At 65.4% G+C, this 22,475-nt stretch carries 17 protein-coding genes and 1 pseudogene; 9 read left to right on the top strand and 9 right to left on the bottom strand.

Annotation, left to right across the window (positions count from 1 at the left end):
• Position 1: 1 nt before the first annotated feature.
• Positions 2-640, bottom strand: a complete 639-nt coding sequence (locus tag I6F24_RS01810; RefSeq protein ID WP_109144411.1) for a DUF1109 domain-containing protein — start codon at positions 638-640, stop codon at positions 2-4.
• Positions 641-642: 2 nt separating this feature from the next.
• On the bottom strand, positions 643-1,188 hold the full coding sequence (locus tag I6F24_RS01815) for a sigma-70 family RNA polymerase sigma factor (RefSeq protein ID WP_036006032.1): 546 nt from the start codon (positions 1,186-1,188) through the stop codon (positions 643-645).
• A gap of 290 nt (positions 1,189-1,478) precedes the next feature.
• On the opposite strand from I6F24_RS01815, the gene I6F24_RS01820 reads away from it, so the two are divergent.
• The 5 genes from I6F24_RS01820 to I6F24_RS01840 all read left to right on the top strand — a co-directional run bounded on the left by I6F24_RS01820 (position 1,479) and on the right by I6F24_RS01840 (position 6,240).
• Positions 1,479-2,135, top strand: coding sequence for a hypothetical protein (locus tag I6F24_RS01820; RefSeq protein ID WP_109144412.1), 657 nt, complete (start codon positions 1,479-1,481; stop codon positions 2,133-2,135).
• 109 nt (positions 2,136-2,244) lie between these two features.
• A complete protein-coding gene (locus I6F24_RS01825; protein WP_036006037.1) occupies positions 2,245-3,024 on the top strand; it encodes an enoyl-CoA hydratase in 780 nt (259 codons plus the stop codon).
• A 187-nt stretch (positions 3,025-3,211) separates the two neighbouring features.
• Positions 3,212-4,642 carry a TolC family outer membrane protein gene (locus I6F24_RS01830; RefSeq protein ID WP_225149884.1) on the top strand — a complete coding sequence of 477 codons (1,431 nt, stop codon included), beginning with the start codon at positions 3,212-3,214 and terminating at the stop codon, positions 4,640-4,642.
• Positions 4,643-4,667: 25 nt separating this feature from the next.
• Positions 4,668-5,225, top strand: a complete 558-nt coding sequence (locus I6F24_RS01835) for a hypothetical protein (RefSeq protein WP_225139511.1) — start codon at positions 4,668-4,670, stop codon at positions 5,223-5,225.
• A 52-nt stretch (positions 5,226-5,277) separates the two neighbouring features.
• A complete protein-coding gene (locus I6F24_RS01840; protein WP_109144415.1) occupies positions 5,278-6,240 on the top strand; it encodes an amidohydrolase family protein in 963 nt (320 codons plus the stop codon).
• 3 nt (positions 6,241-6,243) lie between these two features.
• On the opposite strand, the gene I6F24_RS01845 is transcribed toward I6F24_RS01840, so the two are convergent.
• The 3 genes and pseudogenes from I6F24_RS01845 to I6F24_RS01855 all read right to left on the bottom strand — a co-directional run.
• Positions 6,244-9,360 (bottom strand): CusA/CzcA family heavy metal efflux RND transporter, encoded by a 3,117-nt coding sequence (locus I6F24_RS01845; protein WP_225149885.1) that lies wholly within the window; start codon positions 9,358-9,360, stop codon positions 6,244-6,246.
• Positions 9,361-9,389: 29 nt separating this feature from the next.
• Positions 9,390-10,640, bottom strand: coding sequence for an efflux RND transporter periplasmic adaptor subunit (locus tag I6F24_RS01850; RefSeq protein ID WP_225149886.1), 1,251 nt, complete (start codon positions 10,638-10,640; stop codon positions 9,390-9,392).
• A 145-nt stretch (positions 10,641-10,785) separates the two neighbouring features.
• Positions 10,786-11,001 (bottom strand): annotated as a pseudogene (locus I6F24_RS01855) (CoA transferase); the annotation flags it as partial.
• 90 nt (positions 11,002-11,091) lie between these two features.
• On the opposite strand from I6F24_RS01855, the gene I6F24_RS01860 reads away from it, so the two are divergent.
• Together I6F24_RS01860 and I6F24_RS01865 are read left to right on the top strand one after the other, a co-directional pair.
• Complete coding sequence (locus tag I6F24_RS01860) at positions 11,092-11,379, top strand: hypothetical protein (RefSeq protein ID WP_036006055.1); 288 nt, start codon at positions 11,092-11,094, stop codon at positions 11,377-11,379.
• 200 nt (positions 11,380-11,579) lie between these two features.
• Positions 11,580-12,350 carry an SDR family oxidoreductase gene (locus I6F24_RS01865; RefSeq protein ID WP_057027153.1) on the top strand — a complete coding sequence of 257 codons (771 nt, stop codon included), beginning with the start codon at positions 11,580-11,582 and terminating at the stop codon, positions 12,348-12,350.
• Between the two features lie 166 nt (positions 12,351-12,516).
• On the opposite strand, the gene I6F24_RS01870 is transcribed toward I6F24_RS01865, so the two are convergent.
• From I6F24_RS01870 to I6F24_RS01880, 3 genes are read right to left on the bottom strand one after another with little or no spacing between them, the layout of a single operon-like run.
• Complete coding sequence (locus I6F24_RS01870) at positions 12,517-15,981, bottom strand: error-prone DNA polymerase (protein WP_225149887.1); 3,465 nt, start codon at positions 15,979-15,981, stop codon at positions 12,517-12,519.
• Positions 15,978-17,573 carry a DNA polymerase Y family protein gene (locus I6F24_RS01875; protein ID WP_225149888.1) on the bottom strand — a complete coding sequence of 532 codons (1,596 nt, stop codon included), beginning with the start codon at positions 17,571-17,573 and terminating at the stop codon, positions 15,978-15,980. The genes I6F24_RS01870 and I6F24_RS01875 overlap by 4 nt, the downstream gene beginning before the upstream one ends.
• On the bottom strand, positions 17,470-18,258 hold the full coding sequence (locus I6F24_RS01880; protein WP_225149889.1) for a DNA repair protein: 789 nt from the start codon (positions 18,256-18,258) through the stop codon (positions 17,470-17,472). Before I6F24_RS01880 ends, I6F24_RS01875 begins: the two co-directional genes overlap by 104 nt.
• Before the next feature lie 162 nt (positions 18,259-18,420).
• Here I6F24_RS01880 and I6F24_RS01885 point away from each other — a divergent pair, with 162 nt between their 5' ends.
• Entirely contained in the window at positions 18,421-19,656 is a 1,236-nt protein-coding gene (locus I6F24_RS01885) for a putative DNA modification/repair radical SAM protein (protein WP_036023108.1), read from the top strand.
• The gene (locus I6F24_RS01890; RefSeq protein WP_225149890.1) at positions 19,656-21,098 is read left to right on the top strand and encodes a UdgX family uracil-DNA binding protein; all 1,443 of its coding nucleotides are present in this window, start codon (positions 19,656-19,658) and stop codon (positions 21,096-21,098) included. Before I6F24_RS01885 ends, I6F24_RS01890 begins: the two co-directional genes overlap by 1 nt.
• A 104-nt stretch (positions 21,099-21,202) precedes the next feature.
• Here the strand turns inward: I6F24_RS01890 and I6F24_RS01895 are convergent, their stop codons facing one another.
• Positions 21,203-22,375, bottom strand: coding sequence for a M20 aminoacylase family protein (locus I6F24_RS01895; RefSeq protein ID WP_225113506.1), 1,173 nt, complete (start codon positions 22,373-22,375; stop codon positions 21,203-21,205).
• Positions 22,376-22,475 lie beyond the last annotated feature (100 nt).

Here is a 22,475-nt window from a genome sequence, read left to right on the forward strand (position 1 = left end):
TTTAATACCGCAACACCCTCGATCCCACCGCCGCGCCGATCGCCGTCACCAGCGCGGTCGCGAGCGTGTACCAGGTCGCGACGAACAGCGGGGAATCGTCGGTGCAGTGCGAGGCATAGAGGGTCGCCGCAAGTCCCGCCGACACCAGCCCTGCGAGCGCTCCGGCGAGCGCGGGACGAGACGGCGCTCCGTGGCGCAGGCCGAACAGCGCCCCCGCAAGCAGCGGCAGCGCCATTGCGGGAATCGCGACCATGCAGACCCTGGAGTTCTTACCCACCAGGCGCATCGTCATCGGCATCGCCGGCGCCATCATCGCCTCGCTGCCAATCGCCACGGCGAGCAGCCCGACGGGAAGCAGCAGCAGCCAGCCCCAGCCGCGCAGCAGGGCTTCGGGACGCGACAAATGAAGGCTGACGATGATGGCGGGGATCGCGAGCGACAACGTCACCGCGAACTTCATGTCGAAGAACGGGTTGCGCATGGCGCTCATGACGTCGGCGCGCACGCCGAAGAACGTCACAAAGATCAGGATCGACAACGGCGCAGCCACCAGCAGCGCCATGCTCAGCACGGCGCCGACGCGGGGCGCGCGGTGCGGATTGTCGGCGGCGAGCGAGCGAATGAGTTGATCGGTGTCCATGATCAATGGTCCCGCAATTTGGCGGTCAGCGCCGCAAGTCCGCGATGCAGCGCGACCCGGACCGCACCCTCGCTCATCGACAACCTTGCCGCCGTATCCTTGATCGAGGCGGCCTCGACCGCGATCGATTGCAGCACGTCACGCTGACGCTGCGGCAGGGTTCCGAGCTGGGCGGCGACCTCGCCGGCTGAAGCGGTGTCCTGCGGCGCCTCGCCCGGCAGCGTCTCGGCGAAATCGTCGATGTTGACGAACACGCGCCTGCCGCGCCGCCGGAGCGCATCGATCAGCTTGTTGCGGCCGATCGCAAACAGCCAGGGCGCGAAGGGGGCTTCGCTGTCCCAGGTATGCCGCTTCAGATGTACCGCCAACAGAATCTCCTGCACGATATCCTCGGCCTGGTCGGGCGGCTGACCCGCCCGCGCCAAGCCACGCCTCGCGGCGGCCCGCAGCACCGGCGCGACTGCCTTCAACAGACGATGATACGCCGCATCATCGCCAGCCATGGCCGACCGCATCAGGCCGGTCCATTCGTCCTCACGTCCGCGCACGCGCGCCCCTCACCATCCAATTCGGCCGCTCTTTCAATTTGTTACGCGGGCGCCAAACATATCACGAACTCGTGATCAAGATCCGGGCCGCGCGACCGATGCGGCCGCAAACATCTGCGACGGCTCTTAACACCGATCGGTGCGTCCTGCATCGGGCGGGCGGCTGCGGGAGGGGTCTGCCGCGTTTTTGCCCGGTGTAGCCCGAAGATTCCCATTTTCTGCCCCGCTGTCGTCACGCCCCGGGGTCTCTGTTCGCTGCCGGGACGGGCGGAATTGGGGAGATCGTCGACATGATGAAAACCAGCGCGCGCGCGGCCCTGATCGTTTTGGCCGGGCTTGTCTTGCTATCCGGGGGCCTCGCACAGGCGGCGCCGAACTCGGCCGCAGGCAACAAATCGGAGAGCGCCGACAAAGGGGCCGATACGGCCAAGCACCGGCGCCAAGACTCGCGCCGCACCGACAGCAGGAAGACGGGGCAGAAATCCGAGGACAAGGCCGACAAGAAGGACACGGCGGCCAAGCCCGACGAAGCCAAGAACGACAAGGCCGACAGTCAGGTCCCGGCCTCGAGCCAGCTGGCTCCGGAGGTCGCCAACGCCAATGCGCAGCTCGCCGCCGACACGCCGACTGCCGCGGCAGCCTCCGCGATGACGAACCGCGCCAACGACAACGTCCAGGCAGCCGCCGATAATACCAGCGCCGAGAGCCCCGAAAGCCAGGTCGTCGCGCCCGATCAACTCAACGACATCGATCGGGCCTTGCAGGAGACCCGGCCGCCGCAGAAGGCGGTGATCGCCGCAACCGAGGCGCAGCCGCGGCCGGCGCCGGTGATGGCCAGCAGCCAGCAGAGCTCGGCCTGGGACCAGAGCTCCCTGATCGGCAAGATCTTCATCGGCGTCGGCACATTGCTGACCCTGGCCTCCGCCGCGCGCATGTTCATGGCCTGATGGCCGGTTCCGCCGGGACGCGACCCCGCGCGCGTCCCGCGTCCGGCCCCCTTGAAGGCATCCGCGCCAGCGGGCACATTGCCCGCTCAATCGAAAGCGTGGGTGGAGCATGAGCACGTTCGAACACATCATCGTCGAGAGCGTCGGCGCGGTCGGCATCGTCAAGCTGAACCGGCCGAAGATGCTCAACGCGCTCTCGTTCGGCGTCTTCCGCGAGATCGCAGCTGCGGTCGACGATCTCGAGGCCGATGACGCCATCGGCTGCATCGTCGTGACCGGCAACGAGAAGGCCTTTGCCGCCGGCGCCGACATCAAGGAGATGCAGCCCAAGGGCTTCATCGACATGTTCTCCGAGGATTTCGCCGCGATCGGGGGCGACCGCATCGCGCGCTGTCGCAAGCCAACCATCGCCGCGGTCGCCGGCTACGCGCTCGGCGGCGGCTGCGAGCTCGCCATGATGTGCGATTTCATCATCGCCGCCGACACCGCGAAGTTCGGCCAGCCCGAGATCACGCTCGGCACCATTCCCGGCATCGGCGGCACCCAGCGGCTGACGCGCGCGATCGGCAAGTCCAAGGCCATGGACCTCTGCCTCACCGGCCGGATGATGGACGCCGCCGAAGCCGAGCGCTCCGGCCTGGTCAGCCGTATCGTACCCGCCGACAAGCTGATGGACGAGGTCATGGCGGCCGCCGAGAAGATCGCCGCGATGTCGCGCCCTGCGGCCGCGATGGCCAAGGAAGCGGTGAACCGCGCCTTCGAGACCACGCTCTCCGAAGGCATGAGCGTCGAACGCAACCTGTTCCATTCGACCTTCGCGCTCGAGGACCGCTCGGAGGGCATGGCGGCGTTCATCGAGAAGCGCAAGCCTGTGAACAAGAACCGGTAGCGCACGAGCCGGTCAGGCCGGTGTAAGGCTCTGGCGCTTTCCCGCGCACAGCCTGTGACGCGCCTGCAACAAGCACGGAATACATGGGAGTTTTGCCCGCGGCAGTTTGCCTGCGGGACCTCGGCTGGCTAAACAGTTAAGAGGCCATCGTCGGCGGGGGCGGACAGCCGGGGTTAAGCGAGATTACATGATTGGGCGTACCGCCAGAGCTGGTCGCGGGGTGACGCGACGTCGATCGAGCGCGGGTCATGCGCTTGCGACATGGACCACGCTGGCGTTCTCGTGCGCCCTTCCCTCCGCGGCATGGGCCGAAGCCCTGCCGGACGCATTGGCAAAAGCCTATCAGACCAATCCGCAGCTCAATGCCGAGCGTGCGCGCCAGCGCGCCACCGATGAGAACGTGCCGCAGGCGCTGGCCGGCTACCGGCCGCAGATCGTGGCGAGCCTCAGCGCCGGCCTGCAATCGGTGCGCAATCTGTTGCCGGACAACACCATCCAGACCGGCAATCTGAAGCCCTGGATCATCGGCGTCACCGTGACGCAGAGCCTGTTCAACGGCTTCCGCACCGCCAACGGCGTGCGGGCCGCCGAGCTCCAGGTGCAGTCGGGCCGCGAAGCGCTCCGCAACGTCGGCCAGGGCGTGCTGCTCGATGCGGTCACCGCCTACACCAATGTTCTCGCCAACCAGTCGCTGGTCGAGGCGCAGCGCTCCAACGTCGCCTTCCTGCGCGAGACGCTCTCCGTCACCCAGCGCAGGCTCAATGCCGGCGACGTCACGCCGACCGACACCGCGCAGGCCGAGGCCCGCCTCAATCGTGGCCTTGCCGATCTCAACGCGGCCGAGGTCGCGCTTGCGGTCAGCCAGGCCACCTATGCGCAGGTGATCGGCAATGCGCCCTCGCAGCTCAGGCCTGCCGAGGCCGTCGACCGCTATCTGCCGAAGAGCCGCGAGGATGCCATGACGATGGCGATCCGCCAGCATCCGGCGGTGATGGCCGCCAGCTTCGACGTCGATGTCGCCTCCACCAACATCCGCATCGCCGAAGGCACGCTGCTGCCGAGCGCGACGATCCAGGGCAGCGCCAGCAAAAGCCGCAACAACGACCCGGCGCTCAGCACCCTCGCCGAGGACCAGGCTTCGATCGTCGCCAATGTCACCGCGCCGATCTACGACGGCGGCCAGGCCGCGGCGCAGACCCGGCAGGCCAAGGAGATCACGGCACAGAGCCGGCTCGTGCTCGACCAGGTGCGCAATCAAGCGCGTACGGCGGCGGTCAGCGCCTGGGTTGCCAACGAAGGCGCCAAGATCACGGTCTCGGCCTCGGAGTCCGAGGTGAAGGCGGCCACCGTCGCGCTGCAGGGCGTGCAGCGCGAGGCCGCCGGCGGCCAGCGCACGACGGTGGACGTCTTGAACTCGCAGGCCGACCTGATCCAGGCCAAGGCCCGCCTGATCGGCGCGCAACGCGACCGCGTGATCGCCTCCTACACGCTGCTCAGCGCCATCGGCCATCTCGACGTCAAGACGCTTAACCTGAACACGCCGGATTATCTGCCCGACGTGCACTACCACCAGGTCCGCGACGCTTGGCACGGCCTGCGCACGCCGTCGGGGCAGTAGCCTCAAATCTCTCTGGTGGAGGCCGATGAAAAGCCGCCGCATCCATCTGATGGGAGCCTCGGGCTGCGGCGTGACCACGATCGGTCGTGCGCTCGCCGGGCAGCTTGCGCTGCCGCATCACGACAGCGACGACTATTTCTGGCTGCCCACCGTGCCGCCCTATCGGACGACCCGCCCGGCCGCCGACCGCCTGCGCCTGATGCGCGAGATGTTCTTGCCGCGTCTCGACTGGGTGCTGAGCGGGTCCGTCACCGGCTGGGGCGAAGAGCTCGTTTCGTACTTCGACCTGGTCGTCTTCGTGAGCGTGCCGCGCGAGATCCGGATGATGCGACTGCGCGCCCGCGAGGCCGCCCATTTCGGCGCTGATGCCGTCGCGCCGGGCGGCTGGCGCCATGGCGAGACCGAAGACTTCGTCGAATGGGCCTCCCATTACGAAGCCGGCGATCGCGAAGGCCGCAGTCTCGCCAAGCACGAAGCGTGGCTCTCGGGCCTGCCCTGCCCGGTCGTGCGCGTGGACGGCTCACGTCCGCTTGCGGAGCTTGTCGAGCAGCTATGCAGCGAAGCGGAGCGGTTGCCCGGTTGATGTGATATTCTCCTCCCACTCGCCGATAAAAAAACAAACCGGGAGAGAAACCGTGCTCAGCCGACGCAGCGTCCTGCTTGCCTCCCTTGCGGCCGGAGTAGCCATGACCAGCAAAGCCCATGCCCGCGCGGCGCAGCCTGCGACGCCGATCAATTTCGATGTGCCGGCGCATGCCTGCGACTGCCACACCCACATTCATGGCGATGTCGAAAAGTTTCCGTTCTTCACGGGCCGCGTCTATACGCCGGAGCCGGCTTCGCCGGAAGAAATGGCGGCGCTGCACAAGGCGCTGCATATCGAGCGCGTGGTGATCGTGACGCCGAGCGTCTACGGCACCGACAATTCCTCCACACTGTTCGGCATGAAGGCGCGCGGCGAGACCGCGCGCGGCGTCGCCGTAATCGACGACAAGACGCCGGAGAGCGCGCTCGATACGATGCACCAGGACGGCTTCCGCGGCATCCGCCTCAATCTGGCGACCGGCGGCGTCAATGACCCCAATATCGGCCGGCCGCGCTTCACCGCCGCCGTCGAGCGCATGAAGGCGCGCGGCTGGCACGTGCAGCTCTACACCACGCTGGCCATGATCTCCGCGATCAAGGACCTCGTCGAGACGGCGCCGGTGCCGGTCGTGTTCGACCATTTCGGCGGCCTTCACGCTTCGCTCGGGCTGGAGCAGCCGGGCTTCTCCGACCTCGTCGCGCTGGTGAAGTCCGGCAAGGCCTATGTGAAGATCTCGGGCGCCTATCGCTCGTCGAAGCTGGCGCCCGACTATCAGGACATGGTGCCCTATGCCCGCGCGCTGATCGCGGCCAATGCGGACCGCATCGTCTGGGGCACCGACTGGCCGCATCCGGATTCGAGCCGCGTCGAGGGCCGCAAGCCCACCGACATCGCGCCGCTCTATCAGATCGACGACGGTCGCCTGCTCAACCAGCTTCCGGTGTGGGCGCCGGATGCCGAGGTGCGCAAGAAGATCCTGGTCGACAATCCGGCGCGGCTCTACGGGTTCTGACGGTCAGCGCGCGCGGCGGGAGAAGAAGGAGATCAGCACCGGCAAGGTCACCAGGATCACGACCGGCGCCAGCATCATGCCGGTGACGACGACAACCGCGAGCGGCTTCTGCACCTGCGAGCCGATGCCTTCGGACAGCGCTGCCGGCAGGAGGCCGACGCCCGCGACCACACAAGTCATCAGCACGGGCCGGAGCTGCAGCTCGCCGGTGCGCACCACCGCGCTCATGCGGTCCATGCCCTCTTCGATCAGCTGGTTGAACTGCGACAGGATGATGATGCCGTCCATCACCGCGATGCCGAACAGCGCGATGAAGCCGATCGCCGCGGAGACGCTGAACGCGGTGCCCGAGATCAAGAGGCCGAGCACGCCGCCGAAGATCGCCATTGGAATCACGCTCATCGCGAGCAGTGTGTCGGTCATCGAGCCGAAATTAAACCAGAGCAGCACGCCGATCAGCGCCAGCGAGATCGGCACCACGATCGAGAGCCGCCGGATCGCGTCCTGGAGGTTGCCGAACTCGCCGACCCATTCCATGTGCGAGCCCGGCGGCAGCTGCACCTGCGCGGCGATCTTGTCCTGCGCCTCGCGGATCGCGCTGCCGAGATCGCGTTCGCGCACCGAGAACTTGATCGGCAGATAACGCTCCTGTTGCTCGCGATAGATGTAGGCCGCACCCGAGACGAGGCTGATGGTCGCGACCTCGCTTAAGGGGATCTGCGTGACGGAGCCGTTCGGCCCGGGCGCGCCGATCCGCAAATTCTGGATCGCCTCGGCGCTGCGGCGGTATTCCGGCGCGAGGCGCACGATGATTGGGAAGTGGCGGTCGCTCCCGGGCTCATAGAGGTCGCCGGCGGTGTCGCCGCCGATCGCGACCTTGATGGTCGCGTTGATGTCGCCCGGTGCAAGGCCGTAGCGCGCCGCCTTGGCGCGGTCGATGTCGATCTGAACGGTCGGCTGGCCCAGCGAGGTGAACACCGCAAGGTCGGTGACGCCCTGCACGGTCGACAGCACCTGCTTGATCTTGTTGGCGGTGTCGGTGAGCGCCTGGAGATCGCTACCGAACAGCTTGATCGAGTTCTCGCCCTTCACGCCGGAGACGGCTTCGGAGACGTTGTCCTGGAGATATTGCGAGAAGTTGAACTCGACGCCGGGGAAGCGATCGTCGAGCTGCTTGAGCAGCTGCGCGGTCAGCTCTTCCTTGTCGCGGGTACCGGGCCACTGGCTCACGGGCTTCAGCGGCGCGAAGAACTCGGCGTTGAAGAAGCCGGCGGCGTCGGTACCGTCGTCGGGACGGCCGTGTTGCGACACGACGGATTCGACCTCGGGCCGGGCGCGGATCACCTTGCGCATCTCGTTGACGTAGCTGTTGCCTTCCTGCAGCGAGATGGTCGGCGGCAGCGTGGCGCGGATCCAGAGGTTGCCCTCCTCCAGCTTCGGCAGGAATTCGAGGCCGAGCAGCCGGGCGAGCGCGACCGTCATCAACACCAGACCGACCGCGGCGCCGAGGACGATGTTGCGGTTGGCGACCGCCCAGTTCAGCACAGGCATGTAGAGCCGGTGCAGGATCAGCATCACCTTCGTCTCGGTCTCCTCGACATGCGCCGGCAGGATGATCGCGGACAGCGCGGGAGTCACGGTGAAGGTGGCAAGCAGGCCACCGGCCAGTGCGTAGGCATAGGTCCGCGCCATCGGTCCGAAGATGTTGCCCTCGACGCCCGAGAGTGTGAACAGCGGCAGGAACGCCGCGATGATGATCGCCGCGGCAAAGAAGATCGATCGGGAGACGTCGGCGGCCGCGCTGAGGATGGCATGGCTCTTCATGCCGAACAGCGTCTCGGGCGACATATGCTCGGATTCCGACATCGGCGTCGTTTGCGTGAGGCGGCGGAAGATCGCCTCCACCATGATCACGGTGGCATCGACAATGAGGCCGAAATCGATCGCGCCGACCGACAGGAGGTTGGCCGATTCCCCGCGCAGCACCAGGATGATGACCGCGAAAAACAGCGCGAACGGGATGGTGGCGCCGACGATCAGCGCGCTGCGGAGATCGCCGAGGAAGATCCACTGCAACAGCACGATCAGCAGGATGCCCACCACCATGTTGTGCAGCACGGTGTGGGTGGTGAGCTCGATCAGGTCGCCGCGGTCGTAGATGCGCTCGATGCGCACGCCAGGCGGCAGGATGCTGGAATTGTTGATGGATTGAACGAGCTCGTGGACACGCTTGATGGTCGGCGAGCTCTGCTCGCCGCGCCGCATCAGGACGATGCCCTGCACGATGTCGTCGGAATCGTCGAGGCCGGCAATGCCGAGACGTGGCTTCTGACCGACGGTGACGGTGGCGACGTCCTTCACCAGCACCGGATTGCCGCCGGTCTGCGCCACCATGGTGTTGGCGAGGTCGTCGATCGAGCGGATCAGGCCGACGCCGCGCACCACCGCCGATTGCTGGCCGATATCAACGGTGTTACCGCCGACATTGACGTTGGAATTGCCGACCGCCTGCAGCAGTTGCGGCAACGTCAACCCGTTAGCGACCAGCTTGTTGAAGTCGACCTGGATCTCGTAGGTCTTGCTCTTGCCGCCCCAGCCGGTGACGTCGATGACTCCCGGCACGGCGCGGAAGCGGCGCTGCAGGATCCAGTCCTGAATGGTCTTGAGGTCGAGCACGCTGTAGTTCGGCGGACCGACGAGGCGATAGCGGAAGATCTCGCCGATCGGGCTGAGCGGGGAGATCTGCGGCTGCACGTTGCCGGGCAGCGGCGCAAGCTGAGCCAGGCGGTTCAAGACCTGCTGCAACGCCTCGTCATAGGTGTAGGCGAAGGAGAACTGGATCTTGACGTCGGAGAGGCCGTAGAGCGAGATGGTACGGATGGTCGTGACGTTCTTCAGACCGGCGACCTGGGTCTCGATCGGGATCGTGATGTAGCGCTCGATCTCTTCCGCCGACAGGCCCGGGCTCTGCGTCACGATGTCGACCATCGGCGGAGTCGGATCGGGATAGGCTTCGATGTTGAGCCGGTTGAACGCGATCAAGCCGCCGATCAGCACGGCGACGAACATGCCGACCATCAGGAAACGCCGGTTGACGGCAAGGGCAACGAGACGATCCATTCAGGTCTTCAATTTTCTTGGGTCGTCGATCAGCTGCCGGACGCCGCGCGGTCGATGAACAAACTGCCTTTGGTGACGATCTGCTCGCCGGGTTTCAGATTGCTGGTGACCTCGACGAGGTTGCCGTTGATGAGACCGATCTTGATCTGGCGCAGCTCGACCGACTTGTCCTCGCGCGCGACCCAGAGGCGGACCTTGTCGGCCTCGTAGATCAGCGCATGCTTCGGCACCGCCGGCGCGGCGCGGTCGCCGGCCGAATAGATCGTGACGTTCGCGAACATTTCCGGCTTGAGCAGCCCGTCCTTGTTGTCGATCGTGGCGCGGACCTGCAGGCGGCGGGTGGCGGGGTCGATCGCGGCAGCAACGTAGTTGATCTTGGCGCTGAACGGACGGCCCGGCAGCGCCATCACATTGACGGTGATGTCCTGCCCGATGCACACCGCGGCCGCATCGCTCTCGCGCACGAAGGCGGTGAGCCAGACCGTGGAGAGGTCGCCGACCACGAAGACCGGATCGCTGGCGCCGGAATTGACGTATTGGCCCGGGCCGATCTTGCGTTGCACGACCGTGCCGGAGATCGGCGAGTAGATCGTGATCTCCCGGTCGATGACGCCCTTTTCCTGGAACGTCTTGGTGGCTTCGTCGGTGAAGCCGAGGATGCGCAGCTTGTTGCGCGCGGCTTCCAGCGCCGCCACCGAGGAGCGCATGTCGTTTTGCGCCTGCACCTGGGCCGCTTCCGCCTGCTGGTAATCCTTGAGCGGAATGGCATGGCCCTCGTAGAGGTCCTTGGCGCGCTTGAACTGGATGTCGGAAAGCTCGAGCGCCGACTTCGCCTTGTTCTGCGAGGTCATCGCCGCGATGAAATCGTTCTGGGCCTGCACGGTGTCGGCGGCCTCGATCGTAAACAGCGGTTGACCTTGCTTCAGCGTCTCGCCGGGCTTGGCGAGCAGCTTGGTGACACGGCCTGCATAGGGCGAGAACACCGGCGTCGAACGATCCTCGTCGACCGCGACCTTACCCTCGGTGACATACTCGGCCCGGAAGCTCCTGGCGGCGACCGGCTCGATCGTCAACGTCGCCCATTCGGACGGTGTCGGCGTGAAGGTCTGCGCATTCCTGCGCGACTGGCTGGAGATCTCGGAGTGCTTCTTTGCCTTCGGGCCCGAAGAGAACAAGCCGTACGCTCCGACACCGGCGCCGGCGAGGGCTAGTAAAACTACGGATGCGATCACCCGTTGTTTTGCAATCACGTGCAATCGCTTGGTAATCTCAACTGCCATGGGGCCCGGTCGTGTCTGCGACGTTCTCGGCAAATGATTGCCTCATCGCTCGCGCTAATAGTGCCGAATTGGGATTTCAAACAACCTAAAAAACGCGTCGGCCCTTTCCGTCTGCGTTAAAATTTTGCGACATGTCAGCTTCATGTCAGCTTCGGCCCGGCCATTGTGCCGGATGACTGCCGAGCGGCATCGCCGGACGGCTCCATTGCGCCGGCGTCTTCGACAGCCGAGCGGAATGCTGCACCGCCTTCAACGTGCCGAAGCCAAATTGCATGTGCTCTATGAACGCAGCATGTACAGCCTCTCCCGTAACATCCGGGGTATTCAATCCGCCCTCGAGCCGGCCGAGATTCCACAGCCAGAATGTCGGCGGGGCTCTGCATGGCTGCTTCTCTCCCCGCTCATTTGCTGTACTTTTCGCGACCGTGTCATGATCGCAGAAAGGATTGCAATGGCCGCCATCGATCCCCTCATCGCAGGTGCCGTGTTCATCGCGACTGCGGCCACCGACGCCGTCTATGTCATGTTCACCTCGGCCGTGATCGCGCGCAAGCGCATCCCGGCGGCGAACTGGAGCGCGGTCTGGTACCTGCTCTCCTCTTACGCCGTGATCAGCTACACCGAGAACGTCTTCTACGTTGCCTTTGCCGCAATCGGCTCCTGGGCCGGCGCCTATGCTTCGTTGACCTTCCTGCACCGCCCGCCCGGCGGCCCGCCGGTGGGAGCGGCGCCGGAGTGAAGTCTCTCTGCGTCATTGCGAGGAGCCCTTGCGACGAAGCAATCCAGGATGCTTCCGCGGATGCATTTCTGGATTGCTTCGCGGAGCCTGTCATCGGGCCGCGCTTTGCGCGGACCCGGTGGCTCGCAATGACGACGTGGAGGCTTCTGGGCGCCTCGCGAAACAGCTACACTCGCAGCACCAACAAAAAGGAGCCAACAATGGATCTCGGTCTCAAAGGCAAGAACGCCGTCGTGCTCGGCGGCACGCGTGGCATCGGGCGGGCGATTGCGGCGACGCTGGCCGGCGAAGGCGCCAATGTCGCGGTGTGCGCGCGAAACGCCGATCAGGTTGCGGCCACCGTCGCGGAGCTGAAGGCGGGCGGCATCCGCGCCACCGGCGGCCCCGTCGACGTCACCGACGGCGCGGCGCTGAAAAGCTGGATCGAGACGGCTGCGCAAGAGCTCGGCGGCATCAACATGCTGTTCTCCAATGCCGGCGCAATGGCGCAAGGGCACGATCCCGCATCCTGGGAGCAGAACTTTCGGCTCGATGTGCTCGGCGCCGTGCACGCCTTCGACGCCGCCCGGCCATTCCTCGAGACAAGCGGCGCCGGCAGCGGCGATGCGGCCTTCGTGATCATCTCGTCGATCTCCGCGGCGCAGGCGGACACGGCCAGCTCCTACGGCCCGATCAAGGCCGCGCTGATCCACATGGCCAAGGGACTGGCGCGGCAATACGCGAAGAAGAAGATCCGCGTGAATGTCGTGTCGCCCGGCACCGTCTATTTCAAAGGCGGCGTCTGGGAGATGATCGAGAAGAACATGCCGGAGCGGTACCAGGACGCGATGAAGCGCAACCCGACCGGCCGCATGGCAACGCCGCAGGACATCGCGAGCGCGGCGGTGTTTCTGGCCAGCCCGGTGTCGGGATTCACGACGGGTTCGAATTTCGTCGTGGACGGCGCGATTTCGAACAGGGTGAATTTTTGAGGGCAGCTTGCCGAGCTCTCTCTCCTCCGTCATGGCCGGGCTTGACCGGCCATCCACGCACTGCTGCGCACTCCGAAAGACGTGGATGCCCGGGTCAAGCCCGGGCATGACGACTGAGAATGAGGCGCAATCATCGCAACAAACGTCGGCAGTAGCCCGCGCTCGCTCAATGAAAATCCCGCGAGGGCGGCAGGATACGGACGTTGCGGGGGTGACGGATTTTTTGCGCGGGCATGTCCGTAAGCGCGCGAGGGTCTTCGTTCAGCGGTTCGACCACGGTGGCGCCTGCGGGCAGCGGATGCTTGCGGCCGAGCGCATCGTTGGCGAGGCCGACCAGATCGTGCGAGCGGTCGATCATGCGCTGGGCGATGAGATGCGTCACCTTTTCGGGGCTGCTCTGGATGTAGCCTTCGACCAGGATGAGGCGCGCGCCCATCACTTCTTTCCGGTACTGCTCCATGATCTTGGGCCAGACCACGACATTGGCGATGCCGGTTTCGTCCTCCAGCGTCATGAACACGACGCCGCTGGCGCTGCCCGGCCGCTGCCGCACCAGGACCACACCGGCGCAGCGGACGCGGCGCCGCTCGTTCTCATGGCTGATCTCCTTGCAGGCCACGATGCGCTCGCGCGTAAACATCTCGCGCAGGAATTCCATCGGATGGCCCTTCAGCGACAGCCGGATGGTCTGGTAGTCCGCGACCACCTGCTCGGCGCGCGGCATCACCGGCAGCGGTTTTGCGCCTTCGTCCGGCTGCTCGCGCGCGGTCGCCGCCTCGAACAGCGGTAGCGGCACGTCGTCGGGCAGCCGCCGCACCTGCCACAGCGCTTCGCGGCGGTCGAGCCCGAGCGAGCGGAACGCATCGGCATCCGCCAAGAGGATCAGCGCGCGCTTGGGCAGACCGGTGTCGCGGGCGAAATCCTCCAGCGAGGTGAAGGGACGGCGGTTTCGCGCGGCGACGATGCGGTCGGCCCAGTCCTGGGCTTTCTCGACACCGTCATTCCGGGGCGACGCGTCAGCGTCGAGCCCGGAATCCATTCCTCCGCCAGGCGTATGCGGCGCGATGGATTCCGGGTTCGCGCTACGCGCGCCCCGGAATGACGACTGAGAGCGCTTCAGGCGCTCCTCATCCTCGTCCAGCCAGTGGAATCCATCGATCTGGCGAAAGCCGAGGCGCACGGCGCAATACTGACCGCTCCCCTCCTCCAGCGTGTTCTGTGCAAAGCTGTAGGACACGTCGATGTCGCGCACCTCGACGCCGTTCTTGCGGGCGTCGCTGACGATCTGCGCCGGCGCATAAAAGCCCATCGGCTGCGAATTCAACAGACCGCAGCAGAAGGCGTCGGGATGATAGTGCTTCAGCCACGACGAAATGTAGACCAGCTGTGCAAAGCTCGCGGCATGGCTCTCCGGAAAGCCGTAGGATCCAAATCCCTTGATCTGGTCAAAGCAGCTTTTGGCGAAGTTGGGATCGTAGCCGCGCGCCACCATGTTGCCGATCAGCTTCTCCTCATATTGGCCGATGGTGCCGACATTGCGGAAGGTCGCCATCGAGCGGCGCAGGCCGTTGGCTTCCTCGGAGGTGAAATGCGCGGCCTCGATCGCAATGCGCATCGCCTGCTCCTGGAACAGCGGGACACCGAGCGTCTTGTGCAGCACCTTGTAGAGTTCGTCCTTGTCGCCATGCTCCGGCGACGGAGACGGATAGCTCACCTTTTCCAGCCCGTTCCGCCGCCGCAAATAAGGATGCACCATGTCGCCCTGGATCGGCCCGGGGCGCACGATCGCGACCTCGATGACGAGATCGTAGAAGGTGCGCGGCTTCAGCCGCGGCAGCATGTTCATCTGGGCGCGGCTCTCGACCTGGAACACGCCGAGCGATTCCCCGCGGCACAGCATGTCGTAAACCCTGGGGTCGTCCTGCGGGACGCTCGCCAGCATAAAACGCTCGCCCTTGTGCTGGTCGATCAGATCGAAACATTTCCTGATGCAGGTCAGCATGCCCAGCGCCAGCACGTCGACCTTCATCATGCTCAGTGCATCGACGTCATCTTTGTCCCATTCGATGAAGGTGCGGTCGTCCATCGCGGCATTGCCGATCGGCACATAGGTGTCGAGCCGGTCCTGGGTCAGCACATAGCCGCCGACATGCTGGGACAGATGGCGCGGGAATTCGATCAACTCGGTCGCAAGCTCGATCGCGAGGTTGATCATGGGATTGTTCGGATCGAGCCCGGCCTGCCGGACCTGCATGTCGTTGAGGCCCTTGCCCCAGCTGCCCCAAACGGTGTCGGCGAGCGCGGCAGTGACGTCCTCGGTCAGGCCGAGCGCCTTGCCGACGTCGCGGATGGCGCTGCGCGGGCGGTAGTGGATGACGGTGGCGATGATCGCGGCGCGGTGGCGGCCGTAGCGGCGATAGACATATTGCATCACCTCCTCACGGCGCGAATGCTCGAAATCGACGTCGATATCGGGCGGCTCCAGCCGCTCCTTGGAGATGAAGCGCTCGAACAAGAGGTCCACCTTGGTCGGATCGACCGAGGTGATGCCGAGCACGTAGCACACGGCCGAATTCGCCGCCGAGCCGCGCCCTTGGCACAAAATGTTCTGGCTGCGCGCGTAGTGGACGATGTCATGCACGGTGAGGAAGTAATGCGCGTATTTCAGCTCGGCGATCAGCGCGAGCTCCTTGTTCAAGGTGGCGCGCAGCTTGTCGCCGATCTTGCCGCCGAAATATTTGTCGACGCCCGCCCAGGTCAGATCCTCCAGATGCCCTTGCGCGGTCTTGCCCGGCGGTACCGGCTCGTCGGGATATTGATACTTGAGCTGATCGAGCGAGAACTCGATTGCGTCCGCAAAGCGCATGGTCTGCGCAATCGCCTCGGGAAAATCGCGGAACAGCCGCGCCATTTCGCGCGGCGTCTTCAGGAAGCGCTCGGCATTGGCCTCTAACTTCCGCCCAATCGCCTCGATCGTGGTCTTTTCCCGAATGCAGGTCAGCACGTCCTGGAGCGGACGGCGGCCGGGATCGTGATACAGCACCTCGTTGGTCGCGAGCAGCGGCACCTTGGCCTTTGCGGCGAGATCATCGAGCCGCAAGAGGCGACGCTTGTCGTCGCCGCGATAGAGCAGGCTCGCCGCCAGCCACACGCCCTCGGCACGGCTCGCCTTCAGCTTTGCGAGGACATCCAGCGCCCGCGCCAGCTCGAAACGATGCGGCAGCGTCAACACCAGGAGCTGGCCTTCCGAGAATTCCAGGAGATCGTCAAGCCTGAGATGACACTCGCCCTTTTCGATCCGCGTGATGTCATCGCCACGCTTGCCCCTTGTCAGGAGCTGGCACAGCCGGCCATAGGCCGCGCGATCGCGTGGATAGACCAGGATGTCGGGCGTGCCGTCGATGAAGACGATGCGAGCGCCGATCAACAGTTTCGGCTTGTGCAGCACCTCGTCATTGTCGAGCTCCTGATAGGCGCGCACCACGCCGGCAAGCGTGTTGTGGTCGGCAATGCCGATCGCGGGAATCCCGAGCTTGCTCGCCTGATGCACATAGGCGCGCGGATCCGAGCCGCCGCGCAGGAAGGAGAAATTGGTGGTGATGCCGATCTCGGCATAGCTAAGCGTATTCATGCGAAGAGACCGTGCACATACCAGCCGGGAGACGCAGGCTTGCCGTCACCGTCGAACACCTCGCCTTCATAGAGACCGTCGCGAAAGATCCAGAAGCGCAGGCCTTCGGCATCCTCGATGCGGAAATAATCCCGCGTCAGCTGCTTGCCGTCCTGCCGCCACCATTCCATCGCGATGCGCTCGGGCCCCTCTACCCGCACCACCGCATGCAGCGCGCGCCGCCAGGTGAATTGATGCGGCGGACCGTCTGGCACGGTCGCGAACGGCACCTTGATCGGCTCCGGCTTGTCGAACAGCCGCAAGGGACGCAGCGGCGGCTCGCTCGCGACGCGCGCCGGCCATTCGGCCTGCATGGCAGCAGCGAGATGATGCTGCGCCGATGCGGCCAGCACCGCGCTTTCGGGGATGTGGGTATCCTGCGGCAGGTGCACGACGACACGCCTGCCGCCGATCCGCGCGGCGATGCGGTCGATCAGCGCCGCGAGTTCGTCATTGTCGTGGACATGGGCATCGAGATCGCGCTGCTCCTGCACCACGATCTCGGTGCGGCTCGCCGACAATCGCACCATGTCGAAGCCGAAACCGGGATCGAGGGGATCGGCGAGGGCATCGAGCCGCTCGCGGAACAAGCGGTCGACCACGGCGCTTCGCGTCACCGGACGCCCGGTCTCGACCGTGATCGTGCGCACCACGCCGTCGGTGCGGAAGAACGCGGCTTCAAGCCGCCGCGCGCCTTTGCCCTGCTTCTCCATGGACGCGATCAACGTGTCGGCGAGCCGCGACAGCGTCATCGCGATCATGGTGTCGGTTGCGATCGGCTCGGCAAAGCGCTTCTCGACGATGTAATCGGGCAGCGGTTTGCGCGGGCTGATCGGCGCATCACCCTGCCCCAGCGCATGGGCGAGCAGCGTGGAGAAGCGCGCGCCGAACCGCGCCGTGATCTCGGAGGCGCTGCGCGAGGCGACGTCGCCGATGGTCTTCAGCCCGGCACGGCGCAGGCCGGTGGTGATGGCTTCACCCGCACCGAGCGCGGAGACTGGAAACGACCTGATCGCCTCCGCCTCGCCGCCATCGGCCACGATGGTGCCGGATACCTGCCGCGTCAGCGTGCGGGCGCAGACCGAGGTGCCCGCGATCGCCGCGCTGACGGCAAAGCCTTGCCGGTCGAGCGCCCGGACCAATGTCCGCAACAGCGCGGCCTCGCCGCCGAACAGATGCGCGCAACCGGTGATGTCCAGGAACAGCCCGTGCGGTGGATCGAGCGCCACCAGCGGCGTGAAGCGGTCGCACCAATCGGCGATGTCGCTGAGCGTCTTCGTATCGGCCACGGTATCGGCGTCGAACACACGCAAATCCGGGCACATCGCCCGCGCATTGGCCAGCGGTTGGCCGATATACAGGCCGAGGCGCTCGGCGGCCTCGTCCAGCGCATGGATCACCAGCGCATTGTTGTCCTTGATGACGACAATGCTCGGCTCATGGTTGGTTTTACCCAGCCCGGCGCTGCCAAGGAACCGCTGGATCCTGTCGATGGGCAGGCGCGGCAGCCACAGGCTGAGGATACGTCGACGGTTCACTGAACTGGCACTCATCACAATTCCATTCCATGATCCACCGGCCGCAGGGGCCATGACGATTGCGCAAGAGCTCGGCATCGAACACCGGCGCGCCCCAGGCACTCCACACCGAGCCCGGCGGCGAAGGCGCCGCACGCAGCATCCATCGTGTCTCCGCGGTCGAGGGCAGCGGCTGCGCGGCCATCCGCAGCAAGAGGCCGGTCACGCCCGAGCCTTGCGCGGCCAGCGTCAGCTTGCGGCTCGCCACCAGATCGAACTGCCTGGTCTCGCCCCAGAGCTCGAGCACGACGGCGCCCAGCGCATCGCAGGCGAGCGCGTCGGCCGAGGTGCGTAGCGCGCTCTCGACATCGGCGGCGCGCACCATCACCACACAGCGCGGATCGAGGCCGAGCTCGGATAGCCCGCTCATCGACAGCGCGCCGGTTTCGAGCTCCGAAAAATCCTGCCGCACCCACAATAGCGGCCGGCGTGCGCTCACGCGTCCCGCAAGGCCCATGACAAACCCCGTCGCGGCCGCGCCCTGTCGCCCCTCGCAAAACACCTCGTGGATCGCCGCGCGCGCGAGCCCGCCCTTCAGCGCGGCGTCGGCCGCGCCATGGCCGAGTACGATGCGATCGCGCGGATGCACGACTTCCGCCGTCTCGATGCGCTCGATCTGGCCGCGCAGGATCGCAAGCGCGCTCATACGTGCGCCGCTCATGCTCGCCGCTCCTCAGAGGTGATTGCCGATGGCTCTCAAAAAGAGAACCAGCGGCTGGCTCATTTGTTCATGATATGTTCTAATATAAAGCTAACGGCGCCGGCAGAGTCAATCGAATTGGCGCATCCAAAGATTCATGAGCGGAATCAAAGAGATTCAAACATGGACGTACAACGCAAGCTGGAGATTCTGGCGGATGCCGCCAAATACGACGCATCCTGCGCCTCCAGCGGTACCGAGAAGCGGGATTCCAGCGACGGCAAGGGCATGGGCTCGACCGCGCCGGGCATGGGCATCTGCCATTCCTACGCGCCGGACGGACGCTGCATCTCCCTGCTCAAGGTGCTGCTGACCAACGCCTGCAATTACGATTGCCTTTATTGCGTCAACCGCGCCTCCTCGAATGTCCCACGCGCCCGCTTCACCATCGACGAATTGGTCAGGCTCACGCTCGACTTCTACCGGCGCAATTACATCGAGGGCCTGTTTCTCTCCTCCGGCATCATCCGCAGCCCTGATTACACGATGGAGCAAGTGGTGAGCGTCGCGCGAAAACTGCGCGAGGAGCATCATTTCCGCGGCTACATCCATCTGAAGACCATTCCCGAGGCCGACGACGCGCTGATCGCCGAGGCCGGCAAATATGCCGACCGCCTTTCGATCAACATCGAGATGCCTGAGGAGACGAGCCTGCAGCAATTCGCGCCGGAGAAGGACGTGCGCGCGATCCGCCGCACCATGGGCCGGCTGCGGCTGAAGCTGGACGAGGCCGAGGAGAGCCGCAGCGCCAAGACGAAGGCCAAACCGCAGCGCTTCGCGCCCGCCGGACAAAGCACGCAGATGATCGTCGGCGCAGATAGCGCCTCCGATCACACCATTCTCCACACCAGCGCCAATCTCTACGGCGCCTACCGGCTGCGGCGCGTCTATTACTCCGCCTTCAGCCCGATCCCCGATGCCAGCCGCGCGCTGCCCCTGCGCGCGCCGCCGCTGCTGCGCGAGCACCGGCTCTACCAGGCCGACTGGCTGATGCGGTTCTACGGCTTCGATGTCGGCGAGATCGTCGACGACAGCGCGATGCTGCCGCTCGACATCGATCCCAAGCTGGCCTGGGCGCTGCGCCACCGCGACCGCTTCCCGCTCGACGTCAACCGCGCCAGCCGCGAGGAGCTGCTGCGCGTTCCGGGCTTCGGCACCAGGACGGTCGAACGCATCCTCGCGACGCGGCGCACCACCACGATCCGCCTCGCCGATCTCGCGCGGCTGCATGTGCCCCGCAACAAGGCGCTGCCGTTCATCGTCCTCAGCGATCACCGTCCCTCACCGCATCGTCTCGATGCCGCCGGGTTGATCGAACGGTTCAAGCCGAAAGCAACGCAACTGGGATTTGGCTTCTGATGCAGTACATCATGCTCGACACCGAAACCGATTTCGACGGCTGGCGCAAAGCCGCGCGCAGCCTCGTGCTCCATCACGTGCCGCCCGGCGCGGTCACCTGGACCGTGCAGGGCCACGAAGCCGAGCTGTTCGCACCGTCCTCGCCGTCTCCAATCCTCGAGGTGAACGACGGCACGTTCACCGTCTCGGCAAAATTCGTCGAGCTTGCCAAGGCGGCGATCCTGCATCGCGACGGCGAGCGCTTTGCGATCCTGTATCGCCTGCTGTTCCGGCTGAAGGACAATCACGATCTCATTGAGGTCGCGACCGACCCCGATGTCGCGCTTGTCACGGCCATGGCGAAAGCGGTCTATCGCGACGAGCACAAGATGCATGCCTTCGTGCGCTTCCGCGAGATCGGCCGGGAACGCCAGGCGCACTACGTCGCCTGGTTCGAGCCGGAGCATCACGTCGTCGAGCTCGCCGCGCCGTTCTTCGCCAAGCGCTTTGCCGACATGCCCTGGTCGATCCTGACGCCGGACCTCTGCGCGCATTGGGACGGCCATGCGCTCTCGTTCACGCCGGGCGTCAGCAAGAGCGAGGCGCCGGGCGAAGACCGGCTGGAGGAAACCTGGCGGCGCTACTATGCCAGCATCTTCAATCCGGCCCGGCTCAAGGTGAAGGCGATGCAGGCCGAGATGCCGAAGAAATATTGGAGGAACCTGCCCGAGGCTTCGATCATTAAGCCCTTGATCGAGGACGCCGAGCGCATGACCGGCGCCATGATCGCCAATGCCGCAACCGATACGCACAAGCCTCAGAAGCGGCCGGAGGCTCCGATGAAACGCAAGTCAGCTGCCGACGATCTCGAAACGCTCCGCGAGGAGGCCGCGCATTGCCGCGCCTGCCATCTCTACAAGGACGCGACACAGACCGTGTTCGGCGAAGGGCCGAAGAATGCCAACATCATGCTGGTCGGCGAGCAGCCCGGCGACAAGGAAGACCTCGCCGGCCATCCCTTCGTCGGCCCGGCCGGGCAAATGCTCGATCGCGCACTGGAGGAGGCCGGCGTCGACCGCAAGAAGGTCTATGTCACCAACGCGGTGAAGCACTTCAAATTCGTGCCGCGCGGAAAGATCCGCCTGCACCAGAAGCCGAACACACCTGAGATCCGGGCGTGCCGGCAATGGTATGAGCGGGAAGTATCGGCGATCCAGCCCGATCTCATCGTGGCAATGGGCGCCACTGCCGCGCAGAGCGTGTTCGGCAAGATCACCCCCATCGGCAAGAACCGCGGCCGGCTGATCGAGCTTCCCGAAGGCCGCAAGGCGCTGGTGACCGTGCACCCGTCCTATTTGCTGCGACTGCCTGATCCCGAAGCCAAGGTTCTGGAATATCGGCGCTTCGTCGAAGATCTGAAGATCGCCGCCGGCCTGCAGAAGAAGGCCGCACGGGCTGCGTGAATACAGTGGGAAATGGCTTCACGCCGTTGTCGACGATCCGATTTCTCAAATAGACAAGGACCCGTGGAATGCACGGGCCCTTCATCTGTGCTTCGGACCCGGTCCTACGACGCCGCGAGCTGCTCCTCGACCAGCTTCACCCAATAGGACGTGCCGTAGACGATCGCCTCGTCGTTGAAATTGTAGGCGGGATGATGCAGGCCGGCGCTGTCGCCGTTGCCGCAGAAGATGAAGGCGCCGGGCCGCGCTTCCAGCATGTAGGCGAAATCCTCGCCGCCCATCAGCGGCGCCATCTCGTGGACATGGGCCTCGCCCGCGACCTGCGTGGCGATGCGCCGTGCCACCTCGGTCTCCGCCGCATGATTGTTCACGACCGGATAATTGCGCTTGTAGTGCAGGTCGATCTTGGCGCCCGTGATCTGCGCCATGCCCGCCACGACTTCATGCACGCGCTTCTCGACCAGCTTGCGCACCTCCGGCGACAGCGTGCGGATGGTGCCTCTCAGGGTCGCAGTCTGCGGAATGACATTGCGGGCGTTGCCGGCGTGGAATTCGCAAATCGATACGACCGCCGATTCCAGGGGATCGACGCTGCGCGAGACGATCGACTGCAGGGCCGTGATCACCTGCGCGCCGACCAGCACGGAATCGATGCATTTGTGCGGACGCGCGGCGTGGCCGCCGACGCCCTCGATCATGATGTCGACCTCGTCGGTCGCCGCCATGATGGGGCCTGGCCTGATCGCGAACGAGCCGACCGGGATGCCCGGGCCGTTGTGCATGCCATAGACCTGTTCGATGCCGAACCGCTCCATCAGGCCGTCCTTGACCATGGCCGCGCCGCCGGCGCCACCCTCCTCGGCGGGCTGGAAGATCACCACGGCATCGCCCGCGAAATTGCGCGTCTCGGCGAGATAGCGGGCCGCGCCGAGCAGCATCGCGGTGTGGCCGTCATGGCCGCAGGCGTGCATCTTGCCGGGGATCTTGGAGGCGTAAGGCAGATTGGTCTGCTCCTCGACCGGCAGCGCGTCCATGTCGGCACGCATGCCGATCACCTTGAGCCCCTCGCCGGTCGGCTTGTTGCCCTTGATAACGCCGACGACGCCGGTCTGGCCGAGACCGGTCACGACTTCGTCGCAGCCGAACTCCCGCAACCGGTCAGCAACGAATGCTGCGGTGCGGTGGACATCGTACAACAGCTCGGGGTGCTGATGGATGTCCCGCCGCCAGGCCTGGATATCGGGTTGAAGGTCGGCGACGCGGTTCACGATGGGCATGGAAGGTCTCGAACTGTTGGAAATGCAGGTCTGTCTACCATGCAAGCGTCGGTCCACCCAACCGCCGGCAATCGGGGTCTAGCCCTGTTCACCCGGCATG

This window comes from Bradyrhizobium sp. BRP23, assembly GCF_020194135.1.
In the GTDB taxonomy this organism is placed as follows: Bacteria; Pseudomonadota; Alphaproteobacteria; order Rhizobiales; family Xanthobacteraceae; genus Bradyrhizobium; species Bradyrhizobium yuanmingense.